Source organism: Exiguobacterium sp. s157, assembly GCF_018618205.1.
GTDB lineage: Bacteria > Bacillota > Bacilli > Exiguobacteriales > Exiguobacteriaceae > Exiguobacterium > Exiguobacterium chiriqhucha.
Genome location: NZ_JACSLQ010000004.1, coordinates 79895 through 101555, shown reverse-complemented (window position 1 = coordinate 101555; position 21661 = coordinate 79895). Strand labels below are relative to the sequence as shown.

The 21661-nt window shown below is 52.4% G+C and carries 20 protein-coding genes; 13 read left to right on the top strand and 7 right to left on the bottom strand.

What is annotated here, in order from left to right; translation table 11 throughout:
- Window positions 1-31 precede the first annotated feature (31 nt).
- The 4 genes from rpoD (at window position 32) to KNP67_RS09285 (ending at window position 3523) form a co-directional block, all read left to right on the top strand.
- Window positions 32-1126 (top strand): RNA polymerase sigma factor RpoD, encoded by a 1095-nt coding sequence (rpoD, locus tag KNP67_RS09300; protein ID WP_021065698.1) that lies wholly within the window; start codon window positions 32-34, stop codon window positions 1124-1126.
- A gap of 132 nt (window positions 1127-1258) precedes the next feature.
- Entirely contained in the window at window positions 1259-1597 is a 339-nt protein-coding gene (gene cccA, locus KNP67_RS09295) for a cytochrome c550 (RefSeq protein ID WP_021065699.1), read from the top strand.
- A gap of 97 nt (window positions 1598-1694) precedes the next feature.
- Window positions 1695-2411 (top strand): tRNA (adenine(22)-N(1))-methyltransferase, encoded by a 717-nt coding sequence (locus tag KNP67_RS09290; protein ID WP_021065700.1) that lies wholly within the window; start codon window positions 1695-1697, stop codon window positions 2409-2411.
- Entirely contained in the window at window positions 2411-3523 is a 1113-nt protein-coding gene (locus KNP67_RS09285) for a Nif3-like dinuclear metal center hexameric protein (protein ID WP_214756525.1), read from the top strand. Before KNP67_RS09290 ends, KNP67_RS09285 begins: the two co-directional genes overlap by 1 nt.
- A gap of 70 nt (window positions 3524-3593) precedes the next feature.
- Here KNP67_RS09285 and KNP67_RS09280 read toward each other — a convergent pair.
- Window positions 3594-5164, bottom strand: a protein-coding gene (locus KNP67_RS09280; protein WP_214756524.1) for an IS3 family transposase whose coding sequence is annotated in 2 segments (ribosomal slippage) — window positions 3594-4525 and window positions 4525-5164 — 1572 coding nt in all. Because the reading frame shifts where the segments join, the coding sequence is not laid out codon by codon here.
- A 90-nt stretch (window positions 5165-5254) separates the two neighbouring features.
- The gene (locus KNP67_RS09275; RefSeq protein ID WP_029595228.1) at window positions 5255-6208 is read right to left on the bottom strand and encodes a 4-hydroxy-3-methylbut-2-enyl diphosphate reductase; all 954 of its coding nucleotides are present in this window, start codon (window positions 6206-6208) and stop codon (window positions 5255-5257) included.
- A 120-nt stretch (window positions 6209-6328) separates the two neighbouring features.
- Here KNP67_RS09275 and KNP67_RS09270 point away from each other — a divergent pair, with 120 nt between their 5' ends.
- The 5 genes from KNP67_RS09270 (at window position 6329) to KNP67_RS09250 (ending at window position 11981) form a co-directional block, all read left to right on the top strand.
- A complete protein-coding gene (locus tag KNP67_RS09270; RefSeq protein ID WP_131471275.1) occupies window positions 6329-8092 on the top strand; it encodes an ATP-binding protein in 1764 nt (587 codons plus the stop codon).
- Window positions 8089-9027 (top strand): sugar ABC transporter substrate-binding protein, encoded by a 939-nt coding sequence (locus KNP67_RS09265; protein ID WP_021065704.1) that lies wholly within the window; start codon window positions 8089-8091, stop codon window positions 9025-9027. The genes KNP67_RS09270 and KNP67_RS09265 overlap by 4 nt, the downstream gene beginning before the upstream one ends.
- A gap of 52 nt (window positions 9028-9079) precedes the next feature.
- The gene (locus tag KNP67_RS09260; protein ID WP_031199865.1) at window positions 9080-10432 is read left to right on the top strand and encodes a DEAD/DEAH box helicase; all 1353 of its coding nucleotides are present in this window, start codon (window positions 9080-9082) and stop codon (window positions 10430-10432) included.
- Between the two features lie 81 nt (window positions 10433-10513).
- On the top strand, window positions 10514-11416 hold the full coding sequence (locus KNP67_RS09255) for a deoxyribonuclease IV (protein ID WP_021065706.1): 903 nt from the start codon (window positions 10514-10516) through the stop codon (window positions 11414-11416).
- A complete protein-coding gene (locus KNP67_RS09250; protein ID WP_251128647.1) occupies window positions 11373-11981 on the top strand; it encodes a hypothetical protein in 609 nt (202 codons plus the stop codon). The genes KNP67_RS09255 and KNP67_RS09250 overlap by 44 nt, the downstream gene beginning before the upstream one ends.
- 33 nt (window positions 11982-12014) lie before the next feature.
- Here KNP67_RS09250 and KNP67_RS09245 read toward each other — a convergent pair whose 3' ends face one another.
- The 3 genes from KNP67_RS09245 to KNP67_RS09235 form a co-directional block, all read right to left on the bottom strand.
- Window positions 12015-12185 (bottom strand): DUF1427 family protein, encoded by a 171-nt coding sequence (locus KNP67_RS09245; protein WP_021065708.1) that lies wholly within the window; start codon window positions 12183-12185, stop codon window positions 12015-12017.
- 92 nt (window positions 12186-12277) lie between these two features.
- Entirely contained in the window at window positions 12278-14443 is a 2166-nt protein-coding gene (locus KNP67_RS09240; RefSeq protein ID WP_058763938.1) for an RNA degradosome polyphosphate kinase, read from the bottom strand.
- On the bottom strand, window positions 14440-15972 hold the full coding sequence (locus tag KNP67_RS09235) for a Ppx/GppA family phosphatase (protein ID WP_021065710.1): 1533 nt from the start codon (window positions 15970-15972) through the stop codon (window positions 14440-14442). The genes KNP67_RS09240 and KNP67_RS09235 overlap by 4 nt, the downstream gene beginning before the upstream one ends.
- 189 nt (window positions 15973-16161) lie before the next feature.
- Here KNP67_RS09235 and KNP67_RS09230 point away from each other — a divergent pair, with 189 nt between their 5' ends.
- Genes KNP67_RS09230 through KNP67_RS09215 form a run of 4 tightly spaced genes read left to right on the top strand, consistent with a single transcriptional unit; the run spans window position 16162 to window position 19633 of the window.
- A complete protein-coding gene (locus KNP67_RS09230; protein WP_214756523.1) occupies window positions 16162-16920 on the top strand; it encodes a metal ABC transporter ATP-binding protein in 759 nt (252 codons plus the stop codon).
- Window positions 16917-17780, top strand: a complete 864-nt coding sequence (locus tag KNP67_RS09225; RefSeq protein WP_058763937.1) for a metal ABC transporter permease — start codon at window positions 16917-16919, stop codon at window positions 17778-17780. The genes KNP67_RS09230 and KNP67_RS09225 overlap by 4 nt, the downstream gene beginning before the upstream one ends.
- Entirely contained in the window at window positions 17767-18177 is a 411-nt protein-coding gene (locus tag KNP67_RS09220; protein WP_021065713.1) for a Fur family transcriptional regulator, read from the top strand. Before KNP67_RS09225 ends, KNP67_RS09220 begins: the two co-directional genes overlap by 14 nt.
- A gap of 58 nt (window positions 18178-18235) precedes the next feature.
- Entirely contained in the window at window positions 18236-19633 is a 1398-nt protein-coding gene (locus tag KNP67_RS09215) for an NAD(P)H-hydrate dehydratase (protein ID WP_214756522.1), read from the top strand.
- A gap of 50 nt (window positions 19634-19683) precedes the next feature.
- On the opposite strand, the gene KNP67_RS09210 is transcribed toward KNP67_RS09215, so the two are convergent.
- Entirely contained in the window at window positions 19684-20265 is a 582-nt protein-coding gene (locus KNP67_RS09210; RefSeq protein ID WP_236355694.1) for a hypothetical protein, read from the bottom strand.
- A 71-nt stretch (window positions 20266-20336) separates the two neighbouring features.
- Window positions 20337-21458, bottom strand: coding sequence for a flavodoxin-dependent (E)-4-hydroxy-3-methylbut-2-enyl-diphosphate synthase (ispG, locus tag KNP67_RS09205; protein ID WP_021065716.1), 1122 nt, complete (start codon window positions 21456-21458; stop codon window positions 20337-20339).
- Window positions 21459-21661: the final 203 nt, after the last annotated feature.

The following is a 21661-nucleotide window of genomic DNA, read 5'->3' as shown; positions in this document are numbered from 1 at the left end:
GGAGGAAGTTTGGAAGGAGTTGAACTGCTAGATGGCAGAGAAGAAAAAAGAGGATTTATTTAACGCCATAGAGGAACTTGAGAAATTAGGGAAGAAAAAAGGCGTCGTATCGATGCAGGAGATTCAAGATCGCCTCAGCCATTTCGAGGTGGACTCAGACTTTATCGATAACTTCATCGAAGATTTAGAAGGTAAAGATATCCGCGTCACAGAAGATGCGGCCGATGCCGAAGAGACGCCATCGAAAAAAGAAGACGAAGAGGTCGATTTGAACGACCTATCTGTCCCACCGGGCATTAAAATCAATGACCCGGTCCGCATGTACTTGAAAGAAATCGGACGCGTCGATCTTCTTAGCGCGAAAGATGAGACTGAACTCGCGAAGCGGATTGAACAAGGCGATGAAGAGGCGAAGAAACGCCTTGCCGAAGCCAACCTCCGTCTCGTCGTCTCGATTGCGAAACGTTATGTCGGGCGCGGCATGCTCTTCCTCGACTTGATTCAAGAAGGAAACATGGGCCTCATTAAAGCCGTCGAGAAGTTCGACTATATGAAAGGGTTCAAGTTCTCGACATATGCGACGTGGTGGATTCGTCAAGCAATCACACGTGCCATCGCGGACCAAGCCCGGACAATCCGGATTCCGGTTCACATGGTCGAGACCATTAACAAATTGATTCGTGTTCAACGTCAATTGTTGCAAGACCTCGGACGCGAACCGTCGCCTGAAGAAATTGCCAAAGAGATGGAGCTCACACCTGAGAAGGTGCGTGAAATCTTGAAAATCGCTCAAGAACCGGTGTCACTTGAGACGCCGATTGGTGAAGAAGACGATTCACACCTCGGTGATTTCATTGAAGACCAAGATGCGATGGCTCCACAAGATGCCGCCGCGTATGAATTGCTCAAAGAACAACTCGAAGACGTGCTCGACACGCTCACGGACCGTGAAGAGAACGTACTCCGTCTCCGCTTCGGACTCGATGACGGCCGCACGCGTACGCTTGAAGAAGTCGGTAAAGTGTTCGGCGTCACCCGTGAGCGGATTCGTCAAATCGAGGCGAAGGCACTTCGGAAACTTCGTCACCCGAGCCGTTCGAAACGCTTGAAAGACTTCCTCGATTAATTGTGTTTTTGAATAAAATGTGAAGTTTTAGAAGAAAGGAAGGAAAATGAGTGATTTTCCTTCCTTCTTTATTATTTTTTGAGTAAAATAGTGATGGGTAGAAATTTGGAATGAACATGAGGGGGAAATGCAATGCGTAATCCATTGTTACCGTTTGCAGCGATTGCGATCGTCGCAATCATTGCCATGGTCTCATTATCGTATTTTGGCGTAAACCAAGCACAACAAGCTGCTGAAGGTCCGTCTGTCACTGAGATGAACCCAGAAGACTTGTATGCGGCTAAAGGCTGCACAGGTTGCCACGGTGGAAATCTCGAAGGAGGCGTCGGTCCTGCCTTGACTGGTGTCGGCGAACGTTTATCGGCTGAAGAGATCACGAACATCATCGTCAACGGTAAAGGTGCGATGCCAGCTGGCCTCGCCACTGCCGAAGAGGCGGATGTGCTCGCGACTTGGTTGCTCGAACAATAAGAGGGAAACGTACTCCTAACGGGGTACGTTTTTTATTGTCCTGGCTATCAATATTCGTTACCCTAATAGTGAAGAAGTAGAAAAAGGAGTTGTCCCTATGCAAGAACAAGTGACGTTAGACCGGCGGCTGAAGCAAGTCGTCGATTTCATCCCGAAAGGTAGCGTAGTGGCGGACATTGGATCTGACCACGCTTACGTGCCGTGCTACCTCGTCCAACAAGGCATCGTCAATCGAGCCATCGCCGGCGAAGTGAACCGCGGACCGATGGAGGCGGCAAAAGCGCAAGTCGCGTTGATTGGCGCGACTGAACAGATTGACGTCCGTCTCGGGGACGGACTCGCCGTCCTCGAAGCAGATGAGGCGACCTGTATCTCAATCTGTGGGATGGGAGGAAGTTTGATTCGGTCGATTTTAGAGAGTGGCCGTGACAAGTTAGGCGCGGTCGAACGCCTCGTCTTGCAACCGAACGTGGATGGACAACACGTCCGCGAATGGTTGCTCGACGCAGGTTTCGTGTTGATCGCCGAGTCCATCGTCGAAGAGAACGATAAAGTATATGAGATTCTCGTCGGAGAACGTGGTACGGAGACCCGCTATAGTTCGGATGAAACGGAACGGGCTTGGCAGCTCATGTTCGGACCTTACTTGCTCGAGACACGGCCTGAGGCGTTCAAGCTGAAATGGGGACGCGAAGCGGACAAGCTCGATTATGTGCTCGGTCAAATGGCCGAGGGGGCACAGACCGAGGCGCTCATCCAGAAACAGGAGGAGTTCAAGACGTTACGTGACAAAATGAGAGAGGTGAGCAACTAATGGCGAACGGAAACCATGTCATCCAATTGTTTGACGAATTTGCCCCGAAACATCTTGCCGTCGAGGGCGATAAAATCGGTCTCCAAATCGGTACGTTGAATAAACCGGTACATCGGGTCATGGTGACGCTCGACGTGCTCGAATCGGTCGTCGATGAGGCCATCGAACGAGACGTCGACTTGATTATCGCCCATCATCCACCGATTTTCAGTGCTCTCGAACAAGTGAACGACCGCAGTGCGGCAGGGCGCATCGTCATGAAATGCATTCGGCATGACATCGCCGTCTATGTGGCCCACACGAACTTGGACGTCTGCGAGGGCGGGGTCAACGACTGGATGAGTGAGGCACTCGGGTTGGTCGATCCGACGGTGCTCATCCCGACGTATGAAGAACCGGTGTATAAACTGTCCGTGTTCGTCCCGACGACGCATCGACAAGCCGTGTCGGATGCGCTCGGCCGGGCCGGAGCCGGTCGTCTCGGAGATTATGGGGACTGTCAGTTCACCGTCTCGGGAGAGGGTCAGTTCACACCACTCGAAGGGTCGGACCCCTATCTAGGCCAACACGGCAAGATGGAACATGTCGAGGAAGTGAAAATCGAGACGATTGTCACGGAGAGCCAAAAGAAACGAGTACTCAAGGCGATGACGGACGCACATCCATATGAAGAGGTCGCCTATGATTTGATTCGGGACGACATCGAGGGGCGTGTGTTCGGTCTCGGGCGCATTGGTCGTCTGTCGACCCCGCTCACACTCGCTGCGTTCGCAGAGCACGTCAAGGCGAGCTTTGGCGTCGAGGCGGTGCGTATCGTTGGCAATCCGAACCGGACAATCGAGAAAGTGGCCGTCCTCGGTGGTGATGGGAACAAATACGTGTCGGCCGCCCATTTCAAAGGCGCGGACGTGTATGTGACGGGTGACTTGTATTTCCATGTGGCGCACGACGCGATGGCTCTCGGTCTTTCGGTCGTCGACCCGGGTCATCATGTCGAGAGTGTCATGAAGCAGGGTGTCGTCGACGTCATGCGGCAAAAAGGAGAACGTGCGAAGCTCGATGTCGAATTCTTCGTGTCCGAAGCCGATACGAATCCGTTTCGTTTCTATTGATGATGTGAAAACCCCGTCCTCTCATGAACTGCTCCCCGTCAAGTAGACAGGGCAAATAATGAAAACCAACCTAGGCGGCTTGAGACCTGTATTCGACAGGGCTCAAGCCGTTTAGTCGTTTCTGGAGACGCTCGTGGTTGTAGAACGATATGTATTTCTCGATGGCCGTCGTGAGTTCGTTATAGGCCTGGAACTGACGCAAGTAGTACATCTCAACTTTCAAGGTGCCCCAAAAACTCTCGATCGGGGCGTTGTCGATACAACGTCCGACCCGGGACATGCTGTGGGTCAGTCCCGCGTCTTCCACCATTCGCTTGAACCCTCTCGAGGTATATTGGAACCCTCGGTCGCTATGGATCATCGGACCCGCTCCTGACCGGAGCCCCGCGATGGCTGGCATCATCGTCTGGAAGACGAGAACGTTGTTGTTGGACCTCCCGATACGATAGGCGACGATCGAGCCGTCATACAGGTCGATGATTGCGCTGAGATATGCCTTTTTTCCGGAACCATATTTGAACTCGGTGACGTCGGTGCACCATTTCTCGTCCGGGCGGGACGCACTGAACTCTCGGTTCATCAGGTTCTCCGCCACATGCTGTGGCGTCGACTTCTTATGTTTCTTCCGCTTCCGGCGGATGATTGATTGGATCCCATGGATATGCATCAAACGATAGACTCGCTTTTCATTGAACGGGGACAGACCTTGTTGCCGACGCAGCCGATTGATTGTCATCGTGATCCGACGGTATCCGTATGTGCCGTTCGCCTGGTCATAGAGTAGACGAATGTCCTCCAGAAGCTCCTCGTTCTCTTCTTGACGCACCGGTATGGTGCGATTCAACCATTTGTAATAGGCCGCCCGTGAGATGCCAGCGACCCGACAGAGGAGGACGATCGAAATGGCCTCCTCTTCGTATAGTTCTTTGATGGCGGTGTATCTTTGCTGTAGCCGTACCTGGCTGATCACGACCTCCTCTCGATCTCCTCTAACTTTTTTAGGTACAGGTTGTCTGCACGAAGAAGTTCGTTCTCAAGCTCCATTTGCCGGATACGGCGTTTCAGCTTCTCTTCTTCACTTAGTTCGTCCTCTGGCTTCGTACGCCCACGGCGGTCTAGGAGCGCTTCTGCCCCGTTCGTGTCATACTTCTTGACCCAGCCATAGACCTGGGCATAGGACACCTGAAATTTTTCCGCGGTCTGTTGGTAGTTGCGTCCATTCTCCAAACAGTATTTCACGATTTCAAAGCGTTCTTCGAATGTAGTTTTTCTTCCTTTTGTCATAGCTCGATCCATCCCTTTCCTCGAATCTGTTAACTCGCTATGACTAGTATACTTCTTAACCCATCTTCGAAGAACAGACCAATCACTGATCTGATGTTTGGAGAGAACTTCCATAGTAGTGATCCCATCTAGATAGTCGCGGACGGCCTCAATCTTCTGTTCCTTGGTGTAAGGTCTCCATGTCTTCGATTCCTTCAACGCATCGATCCCACCGGTATCGAATTTCACTTTCCATACCCGAAGGGTATGCTTAGAGACGTGATGGGCCTCCATGATTTCCTTCCAAGTATATTTTTCTTCATTCATCATGCGCAGCGCGCTCAGTTTTTGTTCGATCGAATGCCGACTTCTCGCCATAAAAAAACACTCCCCAATCAGATAAACAGATTTGTTATTTCATCTGTCTACCTATTGGGGAGCATATCATCACGAGGACGGGGTTTGATGTCACTTACGGAGCGCCTTCACTTTCGGGAGGATGCTACGGAGTTCGAGATAAGGGGTCTTGTCATGTGTGCTCAAATCGAGCGGGTCATATTGGCTCAAGAAGTCGATCACTTTCTTCGTGATCGGCGTCGGTGTAGACGCGCCTGACGTGACGGCGACCGTCTCGACACCATCGAGCCAAGCCAGGTCGAGCTCGCTCAAATCACCGATGCGATAGGCATTCGTGCCGGCAATCTCTTTAGAGACTTGGGCCAGGCGGTTCGAGTTATTCGATTTCGGGTCGCCGACGACGATTAACAGTTCGCAATCGCCGGCTTGTTCGGCCACCGCTTCTTGACGGACTTGTGTCGCGTTACAGATCTCATTATGCACTTCGACGTGTGGATAACGCTCTTGAATCATTTCGATCAAGGCCGAGACGTCCCATTGACTCATCGTCGTCTGGTTCGTGACGAGGATTTTCGTCTCATAGAGATGGGCCGGCAACGCCTCGAAATCCCGTTCATATTGTACGAGATGAACTTTGCCCGGGGCGACGCCCATGGCACCCTCTGGTTCCGGGTGTCCGTGCTTCCCGATATAGATGACCTCATAGTCGAGGGCCGTCTTTTCACGAATCAAATCGTGCGTGACCAAGACGTCCGGGCACGAGGCATCGACAATCGTCAATCCTTTCTCGATGGCACGTTTACGTACGAGCGGCGAGATGCCGTGAGCGGTAAAGACGACCGTTCCGCGGTCGATGGTCTCGAGTGCTTTCATGCGATCCTCGCCGTCGACCGTCTTGACGCCGAGGTCCTCGAACGCTTGGGTGACATGTCGGTTATGGACGATCATGCCGAGTATATGGATAGGACGCGGTAAATCTGGGTTGGCCACCGCTTCGTTGGCGAGCTTCATGGCATCGACGACGCCGTAGCAGTATCCGCGTGGACTGATTTTTTTAACTTTCATTTTGTAAGGAACGCTCCTTTCGCGATGCTTTCATACGTATTAGTCTAACATTGTTTCGAAAATACGAAAAGAATTGCGTGTATTCATGCTATAATCTTAAGGTTAGAAAGGAGGGACACCGTGGAACGCTTGAGAACATTGCTTGAAGTTCGAAAATCGTACTTCTTTCAGATTACATTTATTATCTTCATTATACTAGGACTTGTCATCTCTTCACTAGCGTTCTCTGCCGATCGTGTGACGGTGTCCCGGGCGGAAGAGCTAGCGAAAGAACAATTTGATTATGCGATTGACGGAAGTATCGAGAACCTAGAGACGCGACTCGGTAAACTGTATGAAGACTTGGTCTATCTCGGCGCCTACGTCGGAAACGAGACGTATATCGAAGAACGGATTCGAACCGGCTATTTGAATCAGCGCACGAGCTTTACCTCGATTTTTTATTATGATTTACGGGACGATGCCTTTAAATGGTACTCGCAACGTCAAGTGCCGGCCACGACGCTGAAAGCCGATGCAAAGTTTAACGAAGTGCTCAACGGTGGAGGCAACGACTTATTCATGAGTGAACCGATTTCCATCTCCGGTGACGTCGGGACATTTTTGTACGTACCGGTCCTTGAGGATAACCGGTTGGTCGGGATGTTCGGCGGCAGCATCAGCGTGCTCAACTCCGATTTATATCGACGCATGCTCGAATCGGCGAACGACGATATGATTCTTTACTTGTTGAACGAGCGGGGCGAGGTGTTATCGACGTCGTTCAATCTCGTCACGGACGCGGAACGTCGTCTGCCTCGCTCGATTATCGAGGCGACGGACGACTATGCGGTCCGGACGATTTTCAGCACTAAGGATGACGTCATCATGTATGAACCGGACGCCCGCGTCGCCGGCTGGAGCGTCCTCGCCAAACATAGTACTGATTCTGTGTACGAGGCGGTCTATGCGACGCGCTGGCAATATTTAATGATTACGCTCGTCACGTTCTTTTTAAGTATCATGGTCGGTTTGCTCTTGTCGAAGACGTTGACGAGCCCGCTCCTCGAGCTCGTGCAAAACATCAAGAAGCAGCAGTCGCTCGAACCGATTCAACTAGAACGGACCGGCTCCAAAGAAGTCGAGACGTTGCTTGATACGTATAACGACTATTCCCGCCGCATGGAGACGGCACGACGGGAACAGCTTAGCCAGCAACAACTGTTGCTTCAGCAAGAGAAGCTCGCCTCGCTCGGACAGCTTGCGGCCGGAATCGCTCATGAGATCCGCAACCCGCTCACACCGGTCCAAATCACGTTACAGATGGTGAAAGAGGGGCATAGCAGCCAAGAAATGCTTGACCTCGCCCTCTCAGAGCTCGACCGGGCCAACCATTTGATTACGACGATGCTCACGCTCGCCAAGCCAGATCAGGCGAAACTGCAAGAAGAATGGCTCGATATGACAGAGTTTGCGAGTCGCCTTGAATTCTTGCTCGACGCCGAGTGTTATAAACGGGTCACGAATTGGGAGTTGAACTTCCCGAACGACATGCCGCCGTTTTACTGCTCGAGCGACATGCTCATTCAAATCATTTACAACTTGTTCAAAAATGCGGTCGAAGCCGTCGACTCGAAAGGGGCCGACGGGAATGTGACGGTCACCATTCAGTTCACGGAGCGGGATTATCGCTTCTTGATTGAGGATAACGGCATCGGCATGACCGAGGCTCAAGTCAAATCGGTCGGATCGGCGTTTTACACGACGAAAGAGAACGGCAACGGCTTAGGTCTCTACATGATCCGCGAATACTTGAAAGCCGTGAACGGTGACATGAACATCGAGAGCGTTGAAGGAGAAGGTACGGCCATGATGATTAAAATCCCAAGGCGGTCGCACCCATGACGAAAGGATTCAAACATTACTGGTTATGGCTACCTGTCGTCTGGGCGTTGACGATTTTACTGATCACCTCGATTCAATTGCCGGAACGTTCGAGTGAGAACAACGAAGTCGGTTTCGTCTTCGTCAGTGAAAAGCATGAGCACGCCAATAAATTGTTGGCTGCTTTCGTCAGGACGGCGAATCAAAAAGGGTTCATCCCTGTCCCGACGACGAGCGAGGACTCACGGGTGTTAGAGAAAGAGAAGTTGGACGCCTTGATTGACCGCGGGGTCGAAGCGATTTTTGTGACGACGCTCGACGAGGCGTTCATTCGTCCGTCGCTCGAGCGTGCCGAGCGGGAAGGGATCCCAATTATCGCGATTGACCGCATGATTGACCATGAGAGCGTCTTGACGTCCGTCATGTCCGACAACGTCGAGATCGGCCGCATGGCGGCGAACCATATCGCCGCCCAACACGCCGGGCTCGACCGTCCGATTCGAGTCGTCGAAGTGCGCGGGACGGCCAAAGTCCGCTCGACGATTGACCGGAGTCTCGGATTGACGGAATATGATAAGGCGAACGACAACCTTCAAGTCGTCGCTTCCATCACCGGAAACTATGATACGTTCCAAGCGGAGATTGAGATGTCACGTTGGCTCGAGGCTGATATCCCGTTCGATGCCGTCTTCTCGCATAACGATGACAATACGTTCGGTGTCGTCCGCGCCCTTGAAAGTCATGGGCTCAGCGACAAAACGCTCGTGTCGGTTGACGGGGTGACAGAAATTTATCCGCTCATCCACAACGGCAAAGTGAATGCGACGGTCGTCCAATCTCCGAACGAGATGATCGAGGTCGGATTTAAAGCGCTCGAACTACATTTGAGCGGCAAAAAAATCGCACCACACTACTACACATCGAGCTATTTATATGAAGGGCTCGCAAAAGATTAATTGACAAATGATTAGATTCCGCTATGCTAGGAAAAGTGGAAAGAAACAGGAGGTGTATCGATTGAACAGCTTCCAACAGTTCAAATTGTTACCGTTTATCGTCGATGCCTTGACAGAAAAGCGCATCACAGTACCGACGGACATTCAGGCCCGGATTATTCCGGCTGCGATGAATGGCCGCGATATCATTGGGAAATCACAAACCGGGACGGGGAAGACGCTTGCGTTCCTCTTACCTATTTTAGAAGCAATCGATCCGAAAGAAGAATCGGTCCAAGCCATCGTCGTCGCACCGACGCGCGAACTCGCTTGGCAGATTCACGAAGAGTTGAAAACACTCCTCGTCAAACAGCCGGACTATATTAAGACAAGTCTGATTGTCGGAGGAACTGACCGGGAACGACAAATCGACAAGATGAAAAACCCACCACAACTGATCATCGGGACACCAGGTCGTTTGCTCGACTTGATGAAAGTCCAAGCGTTATTCCCGCACAAAGTCACGCACTTCGTCGTCGATGAAGCTGACCAAATGCTTGACATGGGCTTCTTGCCTGAAGTCGACCGCATCGCGCAGTCGTTGCCAGAGAAACTTCAAACGATGGTCTTCTCAGCGACAATCCCTGAGAAGTTACAGCCGTTCTTGAAGAAATACTTGCACGACCCACGCTACGCGGAAGCGAGTGAAGAGCACCGTGTCGTTCCGAAAATCAAGCATCACGTCATCCCGGTCCGTCACCGTGACCGTAAGGCGTTGACGGTCGAAATCGCAAAAACGATTAACCCGTTCGTCTGTCTCGTGTTCACAAACACGAAACAAGATGCAGATGAGTTGGAGACGTCGTTCCGCGAGGCGGGACTCAACGTCGGCACGCTTCATGGGGACATGCAAGCTCGTCGCCGGAAGCAAGCCATCAAAGACATTAACGACGCGAAATATCAGTTCGTCATCGCCACCGACTTGGCGGCGCGCGGCATCGATATTAAAGGTGTGTCGCACATCATCAACTTCGGGATTCCAAAAGACCTTGACTTCTATACGCACCGCGTCGGCCGGACGGGCCGCGCCGGTGAGACGGGTGAAGCGTACACGTTGTATGAAGATCACGAGAACGGTCCGATCAATCGACTCGAAGAGCGTGGTTTCACGTTCAAGCACGTCGATGTGAAGAACGGGTCACTTCAAGAGATTAAGACACGCAAACGCCGAACGACCGACCGGAAGATGAAAGTCTCGCAAACGGCGCACAGCCGGATGGCGGGCGAAATCAAGAAGGCGAAGAAAAAGGTCAAGCCTGGTTACAAGAAGAAGTTCAAGTATAAGTTGAAAGAGACGGCCTCACGTGAACATATGCAGAGCCAACGTCAGGAACGTCGCGAAGTTCGTAAGAAGAACCGTCGCTAACCAAAAGAAGAATCGACTTCGTGGAGTCGATTCTTCTTTTTGTGTACACTAAAGACAGATGAGAATGAAGGAGAAATGACTATGTTAAAAATTGGTTCCCACGTTTCAGTTTCCGGTAAGAAGATGTTGCTCGCAGGAAGTGAAGAGGCCGTATCTTACGGTGCCAACACGATGATGGTGTATACGGGTGCGCCCCAAAACACACGTCGCAAACCGATTGAAGACTTGAATATCGAGGCGGCGCTCGTTCATATGGCGGCGCACGACATCGAGGAAATCGTTGTCCATGCCCCTTATATCATCAACTTGGGCAATACGACGAAACCCGAGACGTTTGAACTCGCCGTGTCGTTCTTAGCAGCCGAGATTAAACGGGCCGAGGCGCTCCAAGTCGCGCGCCATGTCGTGCTCCATCCCGGTGCCCACGTCGGTGCCGGTGAAGACGTCGGACTCGCTCGCATCATCGAGGGCTTGAACGAAGTGCTCACTGGCGATGAGACGGTTAAAATCGCGCTCGAGACGATGGCTGGGAAAGGCAGCGAGCTCGGCAAGACGTTCGAGGAGCTAGCGACCATCATCGATGGAGTGACGCATAACGATCGTCTCTCGGTCTGCTTCGATACGTGTCACGTCCATGACGCAGGTTACGACCTCGTTGGTGATTTGGACGGCGTCATCGAACAGTTCGACCGAATCGTCGGATTGGATCGGCTCGGTGTCATCCACGTCAACGACTCGAAGAACGTCCGTGGCGCGAAGAAAGACCGGCACGAGAATATCGGATACGGGGAGATCGGCTTTGATACGTTGAACCGCATCATCCATCACGAGGCGTTCACCCACTTGCCGAAGATTTTAGAGACGCCATATATTCCAATCAGTGAGAAGACGAAAGTGGCACCATACAAGCAGGAAATCGAGATGTTCCGGGCGAACCGCTTTGACGCCGAGTGGCGCGAACAGTTCACGCTCGCGCACCAATAAGATGAGCGTCATCCGAATCAACCCGAACGTATATGACGTCTGGTCTGCGCTTCCGACATATTTTCAAGAAGCGAGCCCGTTTTATGTGGAAGGGCAGATTGACGAGGCGACAGCGTGGATTGAGATTCTCGGATATGGAATCGTGGCCGAAGTCGAAGTCATGCTCGTCGAGAAGACGCAGCGCCCGTTCGACCGCTATTGGCGGACGGAGGCAACGCCCGAGGTGACGGCGTATAGTCTCGTCGATGTGATCGGCCTCGACTTTCATCATCCGCTGCTGCGAACGGGCCTGTATGAAGGGGACACGGACGTCGAGATTCGTGATAAGTGGGAGCGGGGGTACCGCGTCCCTTCTGCGAAGTGGACCCGGGAGACGTTCCGCGCCCATTTGGCGGACGAGCAGGCGAGGTTACAACTCGCCCCGACGACTGTCTGTGAGGCATGCGGGGATGACTTGAGCCGTTTTGGAGCATTTGGGGTTCGTCTGATGGAGTATCATCTCGAAGCAGGAAGCGGTACATGGCTTTGCCCGACGTGTCACAAAGCAAGACATTACGATATGTAAAAAAAACGAAGCCCGCGGGCTTCGTTTTTTGAATTAAAATGGCCAGTTCGCGAGTGCGAATTGATATACTTTCATCCCAAGAAACACACCGAAGATGCCGATGACACCAGGTAAAACGGGTGGGGCAGGGAGCGGCAACTTCAAAGCGGTGAAAATCATGCCACAAATAAGACCAGCGAGCAATGACAATAGGATTTCTTGCATGAATGATTCCTCCATAATCGAAATGAAAACGCTTTATTAACAGGTAACCGAATTCATTATACAATGTTCATTCTCGTTTGAGAAGTCTAACATCAGTCATCTGTCATTTTCTCATTTTCAGCTCGTAAGCGAAGGACTTCCCGTTCGGCCCAGTTCGAAGGTTCCCGTTCAAACACGCTCGGAATGTTGTTCCAGCGGCCGCCCGTGTATTGATGGATGATGATTTGTGATTGAATTTGTTCTTGTCCGGCTTCTTGTTTCAAATACACATAACTGCCGTCAGCACGCTGGATTCTGGCTTTCACGTTATCGACGAGTTGTAGCGCGAGCATGTCTTTAATATACGACTTATGTCCCGCATCGAGGATTGGGAATAGAATCTCAATCCGTTTGCGCATGTTACGGGTCATCCAGTCGGCAGAGGAACAATATAAGTCTTCTTTCCCGTTTTGATAGAAGTAGAAGATACGCGAGTGTTCCAAATAGCGATCAATGATGGAGATGACACGGATGTTTTCCGAGATGCCTTTAATGCCCGGACGCAGACAACAGATGCCGCGGATGATTAAATCGATTTTGACGCCGGCCTGTGAGGCGTCGTATAGTTTCGTGATAATTGGCTTGTCGGTAATCGAGTTCATCTTGGCGACGATGCGGCCGTTGCCGTATTTCTCGTGCAGTTTAATTTCGTCCTCAATCTTTTGAAGGAAGAAGTCGTGCATGTCGTCCGGTGACGTCTCGAATTTATGCCACGACGGACGTTCTCCGTACCCCGAGAGCCAGTTGAAGAAGTTGGTCGCGTCTTCGGCGAGCTCTTCGTTCGTTGTCAACAAGCCGATGTCCGTGTACAGCTTGGCGGTCGAGTCGTTATAGTTGCCGGTACCGAGATGGACGAACCGTTGCAAGACGCCGCCTTCAAGAATACGGACGACGAGCGTAATTTTCGAGTGCGTCTTTAACTCTTTATAGCCATAAATGACGTGGGCGCCGGCTTTCTCGAGCTGTTTTGCCCATTGAATATTCTTCTCCTCATCGAACCTGGCCTTCAATTCGACGAGCACCGTCACTTGCTTCCCGCTCTCGGCGGCATCGGTCAGCGCCTTGATAATCGGCGAGTCACCGGACACCCGATATAACGTCTGCTTGATGGCGAGGACGTTCGGGTCTTTGGCCGCCTGGGCGATGAAGCGGACGACCGGGTCGAACGAATGGTACGGATGGTGGAGCAAGTAATCTTTTTTCAGTACCGCTTGGAACAAATCTTTCCCCGGTTCAAGTCCTTCCGGGACGAACGGAATGAGCGTCTCGTTAATCATCTCATCATACTCGATCCCGATTTTATTATAGACCCCGAACAAGAACGTCAAATCGATTGGACCATCGACGAGGAAGATGTCCCGGTCATGAAGGTCGAGCACGTCCTGGAGCATGAACAACAGCTCTTTACTGAGTGACCGTTGCTGCACCTCGAGCCGAATCGCGACCCCGTAGCGTCGTTTCTTCAACTCTTTCTCGATTTGTTTCAAGACGTCGCGGCTGCCTTCCTCATGGAACGGCATATCGGCGTTTCGGGTGATTCGGAACGGCATCGTCGACTCGACTTCGAACCCTTTGAACAACGAGTCGATGAACTGGATGATGACATCCTCGAGCAACATCAAGTCGGTATGGTCCTCATCCTCGGTCGGTAGCTCGAGATAGCGTGGCAAGACGGCCGGCACTTGGACGAGAGCGAGCCGTTTCTTGCCTTCATCGGTCGAGGCGATCTCGACGGCGATATTCAGTGATTTAGACAACAACATCGGGAACGGCCGGTAGGCGTCGACGGCAATCGGCGTCAAGACAGGGAAGACATGCGTCCGGAAATAGAGTTTGACGAACTCGAGTTGCGTCTTATTCAAATGTTTCGGCCGCAAGAAACGGACGTTCTCCGCGGCGAGCTGCTTGAGGATTTTCTTATATGTCGCGTACTGGACCTCGACGAGCTCTTGCGCCTTGATGGAGATGGCTTTGATTTGCTGCTTCGGCGTCAGACCGGCCTTGTCTTCCGGACGGTTGAAGCCGGCGAGCACCTCGTCTTTCAATCCGCCGAAACGGACCATATAAAACTCATCGAGGTTCGAGCTGAAGATGCCGAGAAACTTCAGCCGTTCCATGAGCGGATTGCGTTCGTCCATCGCTTCTTGCAAGACGCGTTCGTTGAAGCTCAGCCAGCTGAGCTCACGGTTATTGAAATGTTCGGGTAAGTAGATGGTCATGAATCTCTCTCCTCTACGCGTAACTCGATTGATTGGTCAATCGCACGTTCCAAATGTTTTTTATGGCGGATGCCGCGTTGCAGTTCAAAGCGCGGGGATGTGTGCGTATGAAGCGTGAAGACAAGTCCTTCCTCGGTCGAGGATACGTCGACGTTCTCTACGACTTGACGTTCGGTCAAATCGAGCGCGTCGACGAGCTTGACGATGGAGCCGAGCAGCTCTAAGCTCTTCAACATCTTCGAGTCGAACCATTCGGGGAAGCCTTCGATATGTTGTTCGAGCAGGCGTCGTGATTTATAGGACGTCACCAAGGCGAGGGCGAGCCTGTCCTCGTTGTTCATCCCTTTAAAATCGTTCGTCGTAATCAAGTGGAACGTGTGGTCGCTCTTGTTATTATGGTCGATATATTCCCCGACATAAGCGAGCCGGCACGCCCCTTCTAAAAGACCGGGTTCGAACGGTTTCGGCTTAATCGTCTTCGTCTCAATCAAGCCGGTGTAAATTTGGCGGGCGAGATGAATCAAGTGTTGATGACGGACCGGGTCGACGGCATACTGCTTCTCGAAATGACGGAAACTTTCTTCTTTGACGTCACCGAAACGGACCCGATTGTTTTCCTTTAAGTAGTACTCATAGAACAAGCCCTCGCGTAGTCCGTTGTTGCTCATCATGAACTCAGGAACTTTCAAATACTTCGCCAGTTCATCGATGGCGGTCACGGCCGGGGCGATGATGTCCATCCGGTCCTTCGACAAACCGTCGAGACGCCCAAGTTGTTTCGGCGACATTTGTATGAGTTCGTCGACGACATCATGCAGGCGGTCGGCCCCGAGCGTGTATTGATGAATTCCCTCGAGTGGGAACAAGGACATCGACTGTTCGACCCGAACGAGGTTTCGAGCCGTGCCTCCGACACCGACGAGCGGTATACCGTGCGGCTCGAGCCAGTCGATCTCTTTGAACGACTTTTTCAAGAACGTCGTCAATTGTTTACGCTCGTCTTTCGTGAGCGTGTCACCCTTCATGAAGTCCTCGGTCAATGTGACGGCTCCGAACGGGAAGCTGTGATAGAAGACGAGTTCACGATCTTTGAAGTAGGTCACTTCCATTGAACCACCACCGATATCGACTGAATAGCCGTCCTCGATATACGTCGAGTTGATGATGGCCGAGTAGCCGTAAAACGCCTCCTCATAGTCGCTCAACAACCGAATCTCCATGCCGGTCGCTTGCCGGACTTCTTCTAAAATGGCCTCGGAATTGCTGGCGTTGCGGATGGCGGCCGTCGCGACGGGCAACACTTCTTTCACTTCGTGATGCTCGTTCAAGCGATTAAAGTGATTCAGCGTCTCGATGAGCGCCTCGATGCCAGACTCGGACAGTTCATTGTCATCGGTGATATGGCTCGACAGCCGTGCCACTTCTTTCACGTTCAACCGTTCAAAATACTGACCGTGGCCGTTCACTTCAAAAATGACGTTACGAATCGAGTTGGACCCGATATCGATGACTGCTAGTTTTTTCTCCACGGAAAAACCCCCTCTGCGTTATCTCTAGTGTACAACGAAGATCATAAAATTACATACGGATTTCAGTTCGTGCGCCGCCAATCGGCTCGCATTGCCTCTATACTTGAAGCATAGACTGATATTCTGTATAATACAGACGCCAAGCAAGTAGAAATGATTACGATTTATCACACGAGAGAAGGGTAGCTTATGACGACATCCGTCGTAAAATTAAATCATGTTTCCTATCATTACGATGGGATCGCCGCGCTACAGGACGTGTCCATCGATATTAAACAAGGCGACTTTGTCGCTGTCGTCGGGGAGAACGGGTCCGGCAAATCGACCTTGATTCGGACGATTCTCGGATTGTTATCGCCGCAAACCGGATCAGTCGAACTGTTCGGCCGTCCCCAAGGACAGTTCAAAGACAAGTCTCGTATCAGTTACGTTTCCCAAAAAGCCGCGTCGTTTAACTCAGGATTTCCGGTGACGGTCGAGGAAGTCGTCGCTATGGGCCGTTATGGACGCCTCGGTCTGTTCAAACGGTTGAATATCGAAGACAAGGCGGCCATTCAAAATGCACTCGAGACGGTCAATATGTGGCAGTTTCGACATCGGAAAATCGGCAGCCTGTCCGGCGGCCAGCAACAGCGCGTCTTTATCGCTCGAGCAATCGTCAACCAACCGGACTTGCTCATCTTGGATGAACCGACGGTCGGGGTCGACCAAAAACATTTGCGTGATTTTTATGAGGTGCTCCATCTGTTGCGTGAGCACACGTCATGTACGTTCATTCTCGTCACCCATGACTTGAACGTCGTCACCGACCTCGTCACGAAAGTCGTCCATCTCGATCACGGGCGTATGGCCTGCAACTGTGGATTAAAAGAATATAGTGAACTCGGCGAATTGACGGCGATTAAACCGTATCCGGTCAAAGTGCTCGTCCATGAAGGTACGTCATGATCACGGATCTGTTCACGTACAGCTTTTTACGTTATGCGTTCATCGCAGCCGTCGTCATTGGTTTCACTGCGCCGCTCATCGGCTCGTTCGTCGTCGTCAGACGGATGAGTTTGATTGCCGACGCGTTATCCCACATGACGCTTGCCGGAATCTCGTTCAGTCTGTTCCTCGGACAGTATATTCTGCTGTTCAGCGACTTGAACCCGCTTTACTTGGGGACGCTCGTCTCCGTGCTCGCCGCGCTCGGCCTCAATTGGCTCCGCGGAAAATACGTCCATTTCCAAGAGTTGTCGATTCCGATCATGATGTCGGCCGGGATGGGACTCAGTGCGATCTTCATCTCATTGTCGCGCGGGTTTTCCATCGATTTGTCGACGCTCCTGTTCGGGTCAATCTCAGCGGTCAGTCTATCAGACATCTGGATGATTTTGGCGGTGGCGGGTTTCACGTTGCTCGTCATCATCGTGTTCTATAAACAGCTGTTGTTCTTGTCGTTCGATGAAGAACAGGCGAAAGTGTCGGGCCTGCCGAGTACGATGCTCCACGTGCTGTTCATGTTCGTCGTCGCGCTCGTCATCGCCGTCAGCATGCGCATCGTCGGCACACTGCTCGTCTCGAGTCTGATCACATTACCGGTCGCGGCTGCGCTCCGGTTCACGAGCAGCTTCAAGCAAACGATTCTCTGGTCAATCGTGTTCGGAGAAGTCGCGACGATTGGCGGACTCATCCTCGCCTATGAGCTCGATGTCGCCCCGGGTGGTGTCATCGTTCTGCTCGCCGTTATGATTTTAGCCGTCGTCATGCTGGCTGAACGACTCGGACTCGCTCGGAAGAAGGAGGTTCGTTATGAAGGAAACTGAACAATTGACCCGCCTGCAATCGTCGTCGCTCAAAGTGACACCGAAACGGATTGAGATGTTTGCCTTTCTCGCGGCGGAAGAGCGTTACGTCAGTGCCAAGGACGTGCTCGACTATATGCGCGCGAAACATCCGACGATGAGTTTTGACACCGTGTACCGCAACTTGAAGTCATTCGCTGAGGAAGGATTGCTCGAAGCGACCGAATTGAATGGAGAGAAGGCGTTCCGCGTCACGTGCGGGTCGAATCATCATCATCACCATTTGATTTGCCGCGGTTGCGGTAAGACGAAGCTGCTCGAGCTCTGCCCGATGCGCTATGTCGAGACGCTCGATCCTGATTTTGAGGTCGTCGATCATAAATTCGAGATTTACGGGTATTGTAAACAATGTAAGTGACAAGAAGGGATTGTGGATGCAATCCCTTTTTTGTCGAATCAAGAGAGGGGGAGTCGAGATGATTTACACCGCAGCCGAAATCAAACAAGCCGATGCGACGGCGCTCCGGCAAGGGATGCCGGCCGACGTGTTAATGGAACGGGCAGCATCAGCCGTGGCGGCCCGTCTGACCTTCCGGCCACGCTCGTCGGTGCTCGTCATCTGCGGCGCCGGCAATAACGGTGGGGACGGCTGGGTCGTGGCTCGAGAATCGGCACAGCGAGGGTGTGACGTCTTTGTCTATGCCCCATTTGGCGAACCGAAGTCTTCGGAAGGGGAACGGCATGCGGCGTATGCGCGCCGTTTCGTCACCATCGTCGAGGAGCCCCGAGACGCCGATTATGTCGTCGACGCCTTGTTTGGGGTCGGATTCCGTGGTCCGGTCACCGGAAAGGCGAGGGACGTCATCACTTGGATGCGTGAACAGTCGGCGCCGGTCATGGCGATCGATGTGCCGTCCGGTGTCCCGAGTGATGAGGCGTCAGAATTTGACGGACATGCGGTTAAGGCAGATACGACGTTTTCGCTACACGGCTATAAGCGGAGTGCCTTTTTAACTCAGACGGCCCCATATTATGGGACGGTCGAGATGGTCGATATCGGACTGTCACACAAGTCCGAATGGCGTGTGTTGATCGAGTCAGACTTTGATCGGGGGTTGCTCGAGCGCGACCCGTACGGTCATAAGAATCGATATGGTCATGGATGTTTGATTGGCGGGAGCCGTCATTTGATTGGAGCCCCGTTCTTGGCGGCCCGGGCGGCGTTACGGACTGGCATTGGCTTACTGGACTTGGCCATCCCATCGGAGGCGCACATCATGGCATCGAGTTTACCGGAGGCGATGTATTATGGCATCGATGAATTACCGGACAAAACGTATGCGGCTACGGCGATTGGGCCAGGTCTCGTCGACGATGAACGGTCGGACCGTTTATGGCAAACCGTAAGTCGTCAATCGAAACCGCTGATCGTCGATGCGGGCGCCTTGACGACGGAACATCTCGCAGCGGAAGGTCCTCTCACGTTGACGCCGCACCCGGGAGAGTTCGCTCGCTTGACGGGACGGTCCGTCGCCGAGATTGAAGCGGACCGGTTCCGTATCGCGTCAGACTTCGCACGGCAACATGGGATTCACCTCATCTTGAAAGGGACGCATACGCTGATTGTCAAACCAGACGGGACGGGGGCGGTCAATACGATTCAAGCCGCGGCGCTCTCGAAAGGAGGGAGCGGCGACGTGTTGACCGGAATGTTGCTCGCGCTCTGGGCGCGGACGGACCGAATCGACACCGAGTCTTCCCCGAACGAACAAGCCGTCCTATGGCACGCCTTGGCGGCACAAGCCGCGAGTCGGCAGATGCATCCGGCGAGTGTCCTCGCAACAGACGTCATCGAAGCGATCGGACGCATATAAAAAAGCCCCGTATACAGTGGATATTCTTATCCACGTATATGGGGCTTTTTTTAAATGGTGATAGACTTGGTCGTCTCGAAGCGATTGACGATGTGGAGCGCCTCGTTCCAAGATGTGATCCGCTTCACGCCATCCGGTAACGGTTTGCGATTATACGGCGCGTCGAACAATAGGACCGGGATGGTCGTCTGTTCATGGATCGAGATCGCGTTCTCATAACGGTCCTCCATGAATAGGTCGAGTTCGAGCTGTTTGACGACGCCGACCTTGTCATGGCTCCCTGTCATGATGAGCGAGTCGAGTGGGAGTTCATGCTGCCGAATCCACTCCTCGGTGACGGCGCGGACGGCTTCGCTGCGGGCCGTGACGTAATGGAGACGGTGTGCTTTTCGCATGTGCCAAAGGACGTCGTTCACTTCAGAGTGGGGAAGTGAGCGACGATAAATCGCTTCCTCGTGGCCTTGCTCAATCATGAAGCGCCAAAACGCTTCTTGCGTCATATCGGTATACGTATGCAACTCGTATTCGGTCGCTTGATGATAATCGATGGCGTACCCGAGTGCGTCGTTCATATAGTGAAAACAACTTTGCGGATCCGTGACGGTTCCGTCGAGGTCTATTCCAATGTGCATCTTCGTCCCTCCTTGCTCATAACCCTTATTGTACCAAAAGCCCGCTCGGTTGCAACCGAGCGGGCGAAGGATTAGTTAGATTGGTTGGCGAGTTCTTGCTCCTCGAGTTCGCGAGCGGCAAGTTTCTCGGCGACAATGGCGTCGATTTCTTTCTTCAACTCTTCGACCATCGTGGCTTCAGGCACTTTACGGATGATTTTCCCGTGACGGAAGAGCAGGCCTTCGTTGCGGGCACCGGCGATGCCGATATCGGCTTCACGTGCTTCACCCGGTCCGTTGACCGCACAGCCGAGCACAGCGACCTTGATGTTGACGTTAATGTTTTGGATATACTCTTCCACTTCTTTCGCAATCGAAATCAAGTCGATTTCGATGCGTCCACATGTCGGGCATGAGATGAGCGTCGCCGCGTTGGCCGCGAGACCGAACGATTTGAGCACTTCTTTGGCGACTTTGATTTCTTCGACCGGGTCGTCAGATAGTGAGACACGGACCGTCGAACCGATACCGAGCGAAAGGATTGCCCCGAGGCCGGCAGCAGACTTGAGTGATCCCGAGAAGAGCGGGCCTGATTCCGTGATTCCGACGTGGAGCGGGTAATCGAACGTCTTGGCTGCGAGCGTATACGCTTCGAGGGCCAAGTTTACGTCAGATGCCTTAAGCGAGATGATCGTGTTATAGAAACCGAGGTCTTCTAAGATTTTGACGTGGTGCATGGCACTCTCGACCATTCCTTGAGCCGTCGGATAACCGTACTTTTCAAGGAATTGCTTTTCGAGTGAGCCGGCGTTGACACCGATGCGAATCGGGATGCCTTTTGCTTTAGCGGCGTTGACGACCGCTTCGACTTTCTCGCGACGACCGATGTTACCCGGGTTGATTCGAATCTTATCGACACCGCTCTCGATGGCTTTGAGCGCCAATTTGTAGTCGAAGTGAATATCGACGACGAGCGGGATATTGATGCGGCTCTTAATCTCAGCGAGGGCATCGGCAGCGCGCTCATCCGGACAAGCGACGCGGACGACTTGGCAGCCTGCTTCTTCAAGACGCAAAATTTCGGCGACGGTCGCTTCGACGTCATGTGTTTTCGTTGTCGTCATCGACTGGATGACGACCTCATTCGATCCCCCAATGATGAGGTTGCCGACACGAATCGGACGGGTTAATGAACGATGCAAAATTTCTGACATATACGTAATCTCCTTCTTTTGGAAAGGTTCCAATCGATTTAAGATGAGTGGTTTCCTTATTATCATAACGAAATGTTTGTGAAAAAGCACCCGGCAAGCGCTTGCGAGATGTGCTCTTACGAAACGCTAACGTTATCTTAACAGATGCTTCATAATTTTCCACCGTCTGAAGACCGATATATTCAATGAAATGACGTGTGAAG

Coding starts and splice junctions, on each gene's coding strand:
- rpoD (WP_021065698.1), top strand. CDS start 32: ATGGCAGAGAAGAAAAAAGAGGATTTATTTAACGCCATAGAGGAACTT.
- cccA (WP_021065699.1), top strand. CDS start 1,259: ATGCGTAATCCATTGTTACCGTTTGCAGCGATTGCGATCGTCGCAATC.
- KNP67_RS09290 (WP_021065700.1), top strand. CDS start 1,695: ATGCAAGAACAAGTGACGTTAGACCGGCGGCTGAAGCAAGTCGTCGAT.
- KNP67_RS09285 (WP_214756525.1), top strand. CDS start 2,411: ATGGCGAACGGAAACCATGTCATCCAATTGTTTGACGAATTTGCCCCG.
- KNP67_RS09275 (WP_029595228.1), bottom strand. CDS start 6,208: ATGAAAGTTAAAAAAATCAGTCCACGCGGATACTGCTACGGCGTCGTC.
- KNP67_RS09265 (WP_021065704.1), top strand. CDS start 8,089: ATGACGAAAGGATTCAAACATTACTGGTTATGGCTACCTGTCGTCTGG.
- KNP67_RS09255 (WP_021065706.1), top strand. CDS start 10,514: ATGTTAAAAATTGGTTCCCACGTTTCAGTTTCCGGTAAGAAGATGTTG.
- KNP67_RS09245 (WP_021065708.1), bottom strand. CDS start 12,185: ATGCAAGAAATCCTATTGTCATTGCTCGCTGGTCTTATTTGTGGCATG.
- KNP67_RS09240 (WP_058763938.1), bottom strand. CDS start 14,443: ATGACCATCTACTTACCCGAACATTTCAATAACCGTGAGCTCAGCTGG.
- KNP67_RS09230 (WP_214756523.1), top strand. CDS start 16,162: ATGACGACATCCGTCGTAAAATTAAATCATGTTTCCTATCATTACGAT.
- KNP67_RS09225 (WP_058763937.1), top strand. CDS start 16,917: ATGATCACGGATCTGTTCACGTACAGCTTTTTACGTTATGCGTTCATC.
- KNP67_RS09220 (WP_021065713.1), top strand. CDS start 17,767: ATGAAGGAAACTGAACAATTGACCCGCCTGCAATCGTCGTCGCTCAAA.
- KNP67_RS09215 (WP_214756522.1), top strand. CDS start 18,236: ATGATTTACACCGCAGCCGAAATCAAACAAGCCGATGCGACGGCGCTC.
- KNP67_RS09210 (WP_236355694.1), bottom strand. CDS start 20,265: ATGCACATTGGAATAGACCTCGACGGAACCGTCACGGATCCGCAAAGT.
- ispG (WP_021065716.1), bottom strand. CDS start 21,458: ATGTCAGAAATTTTGCATCGTTCATTAACCCGTCCGATTCGTGTCGGC.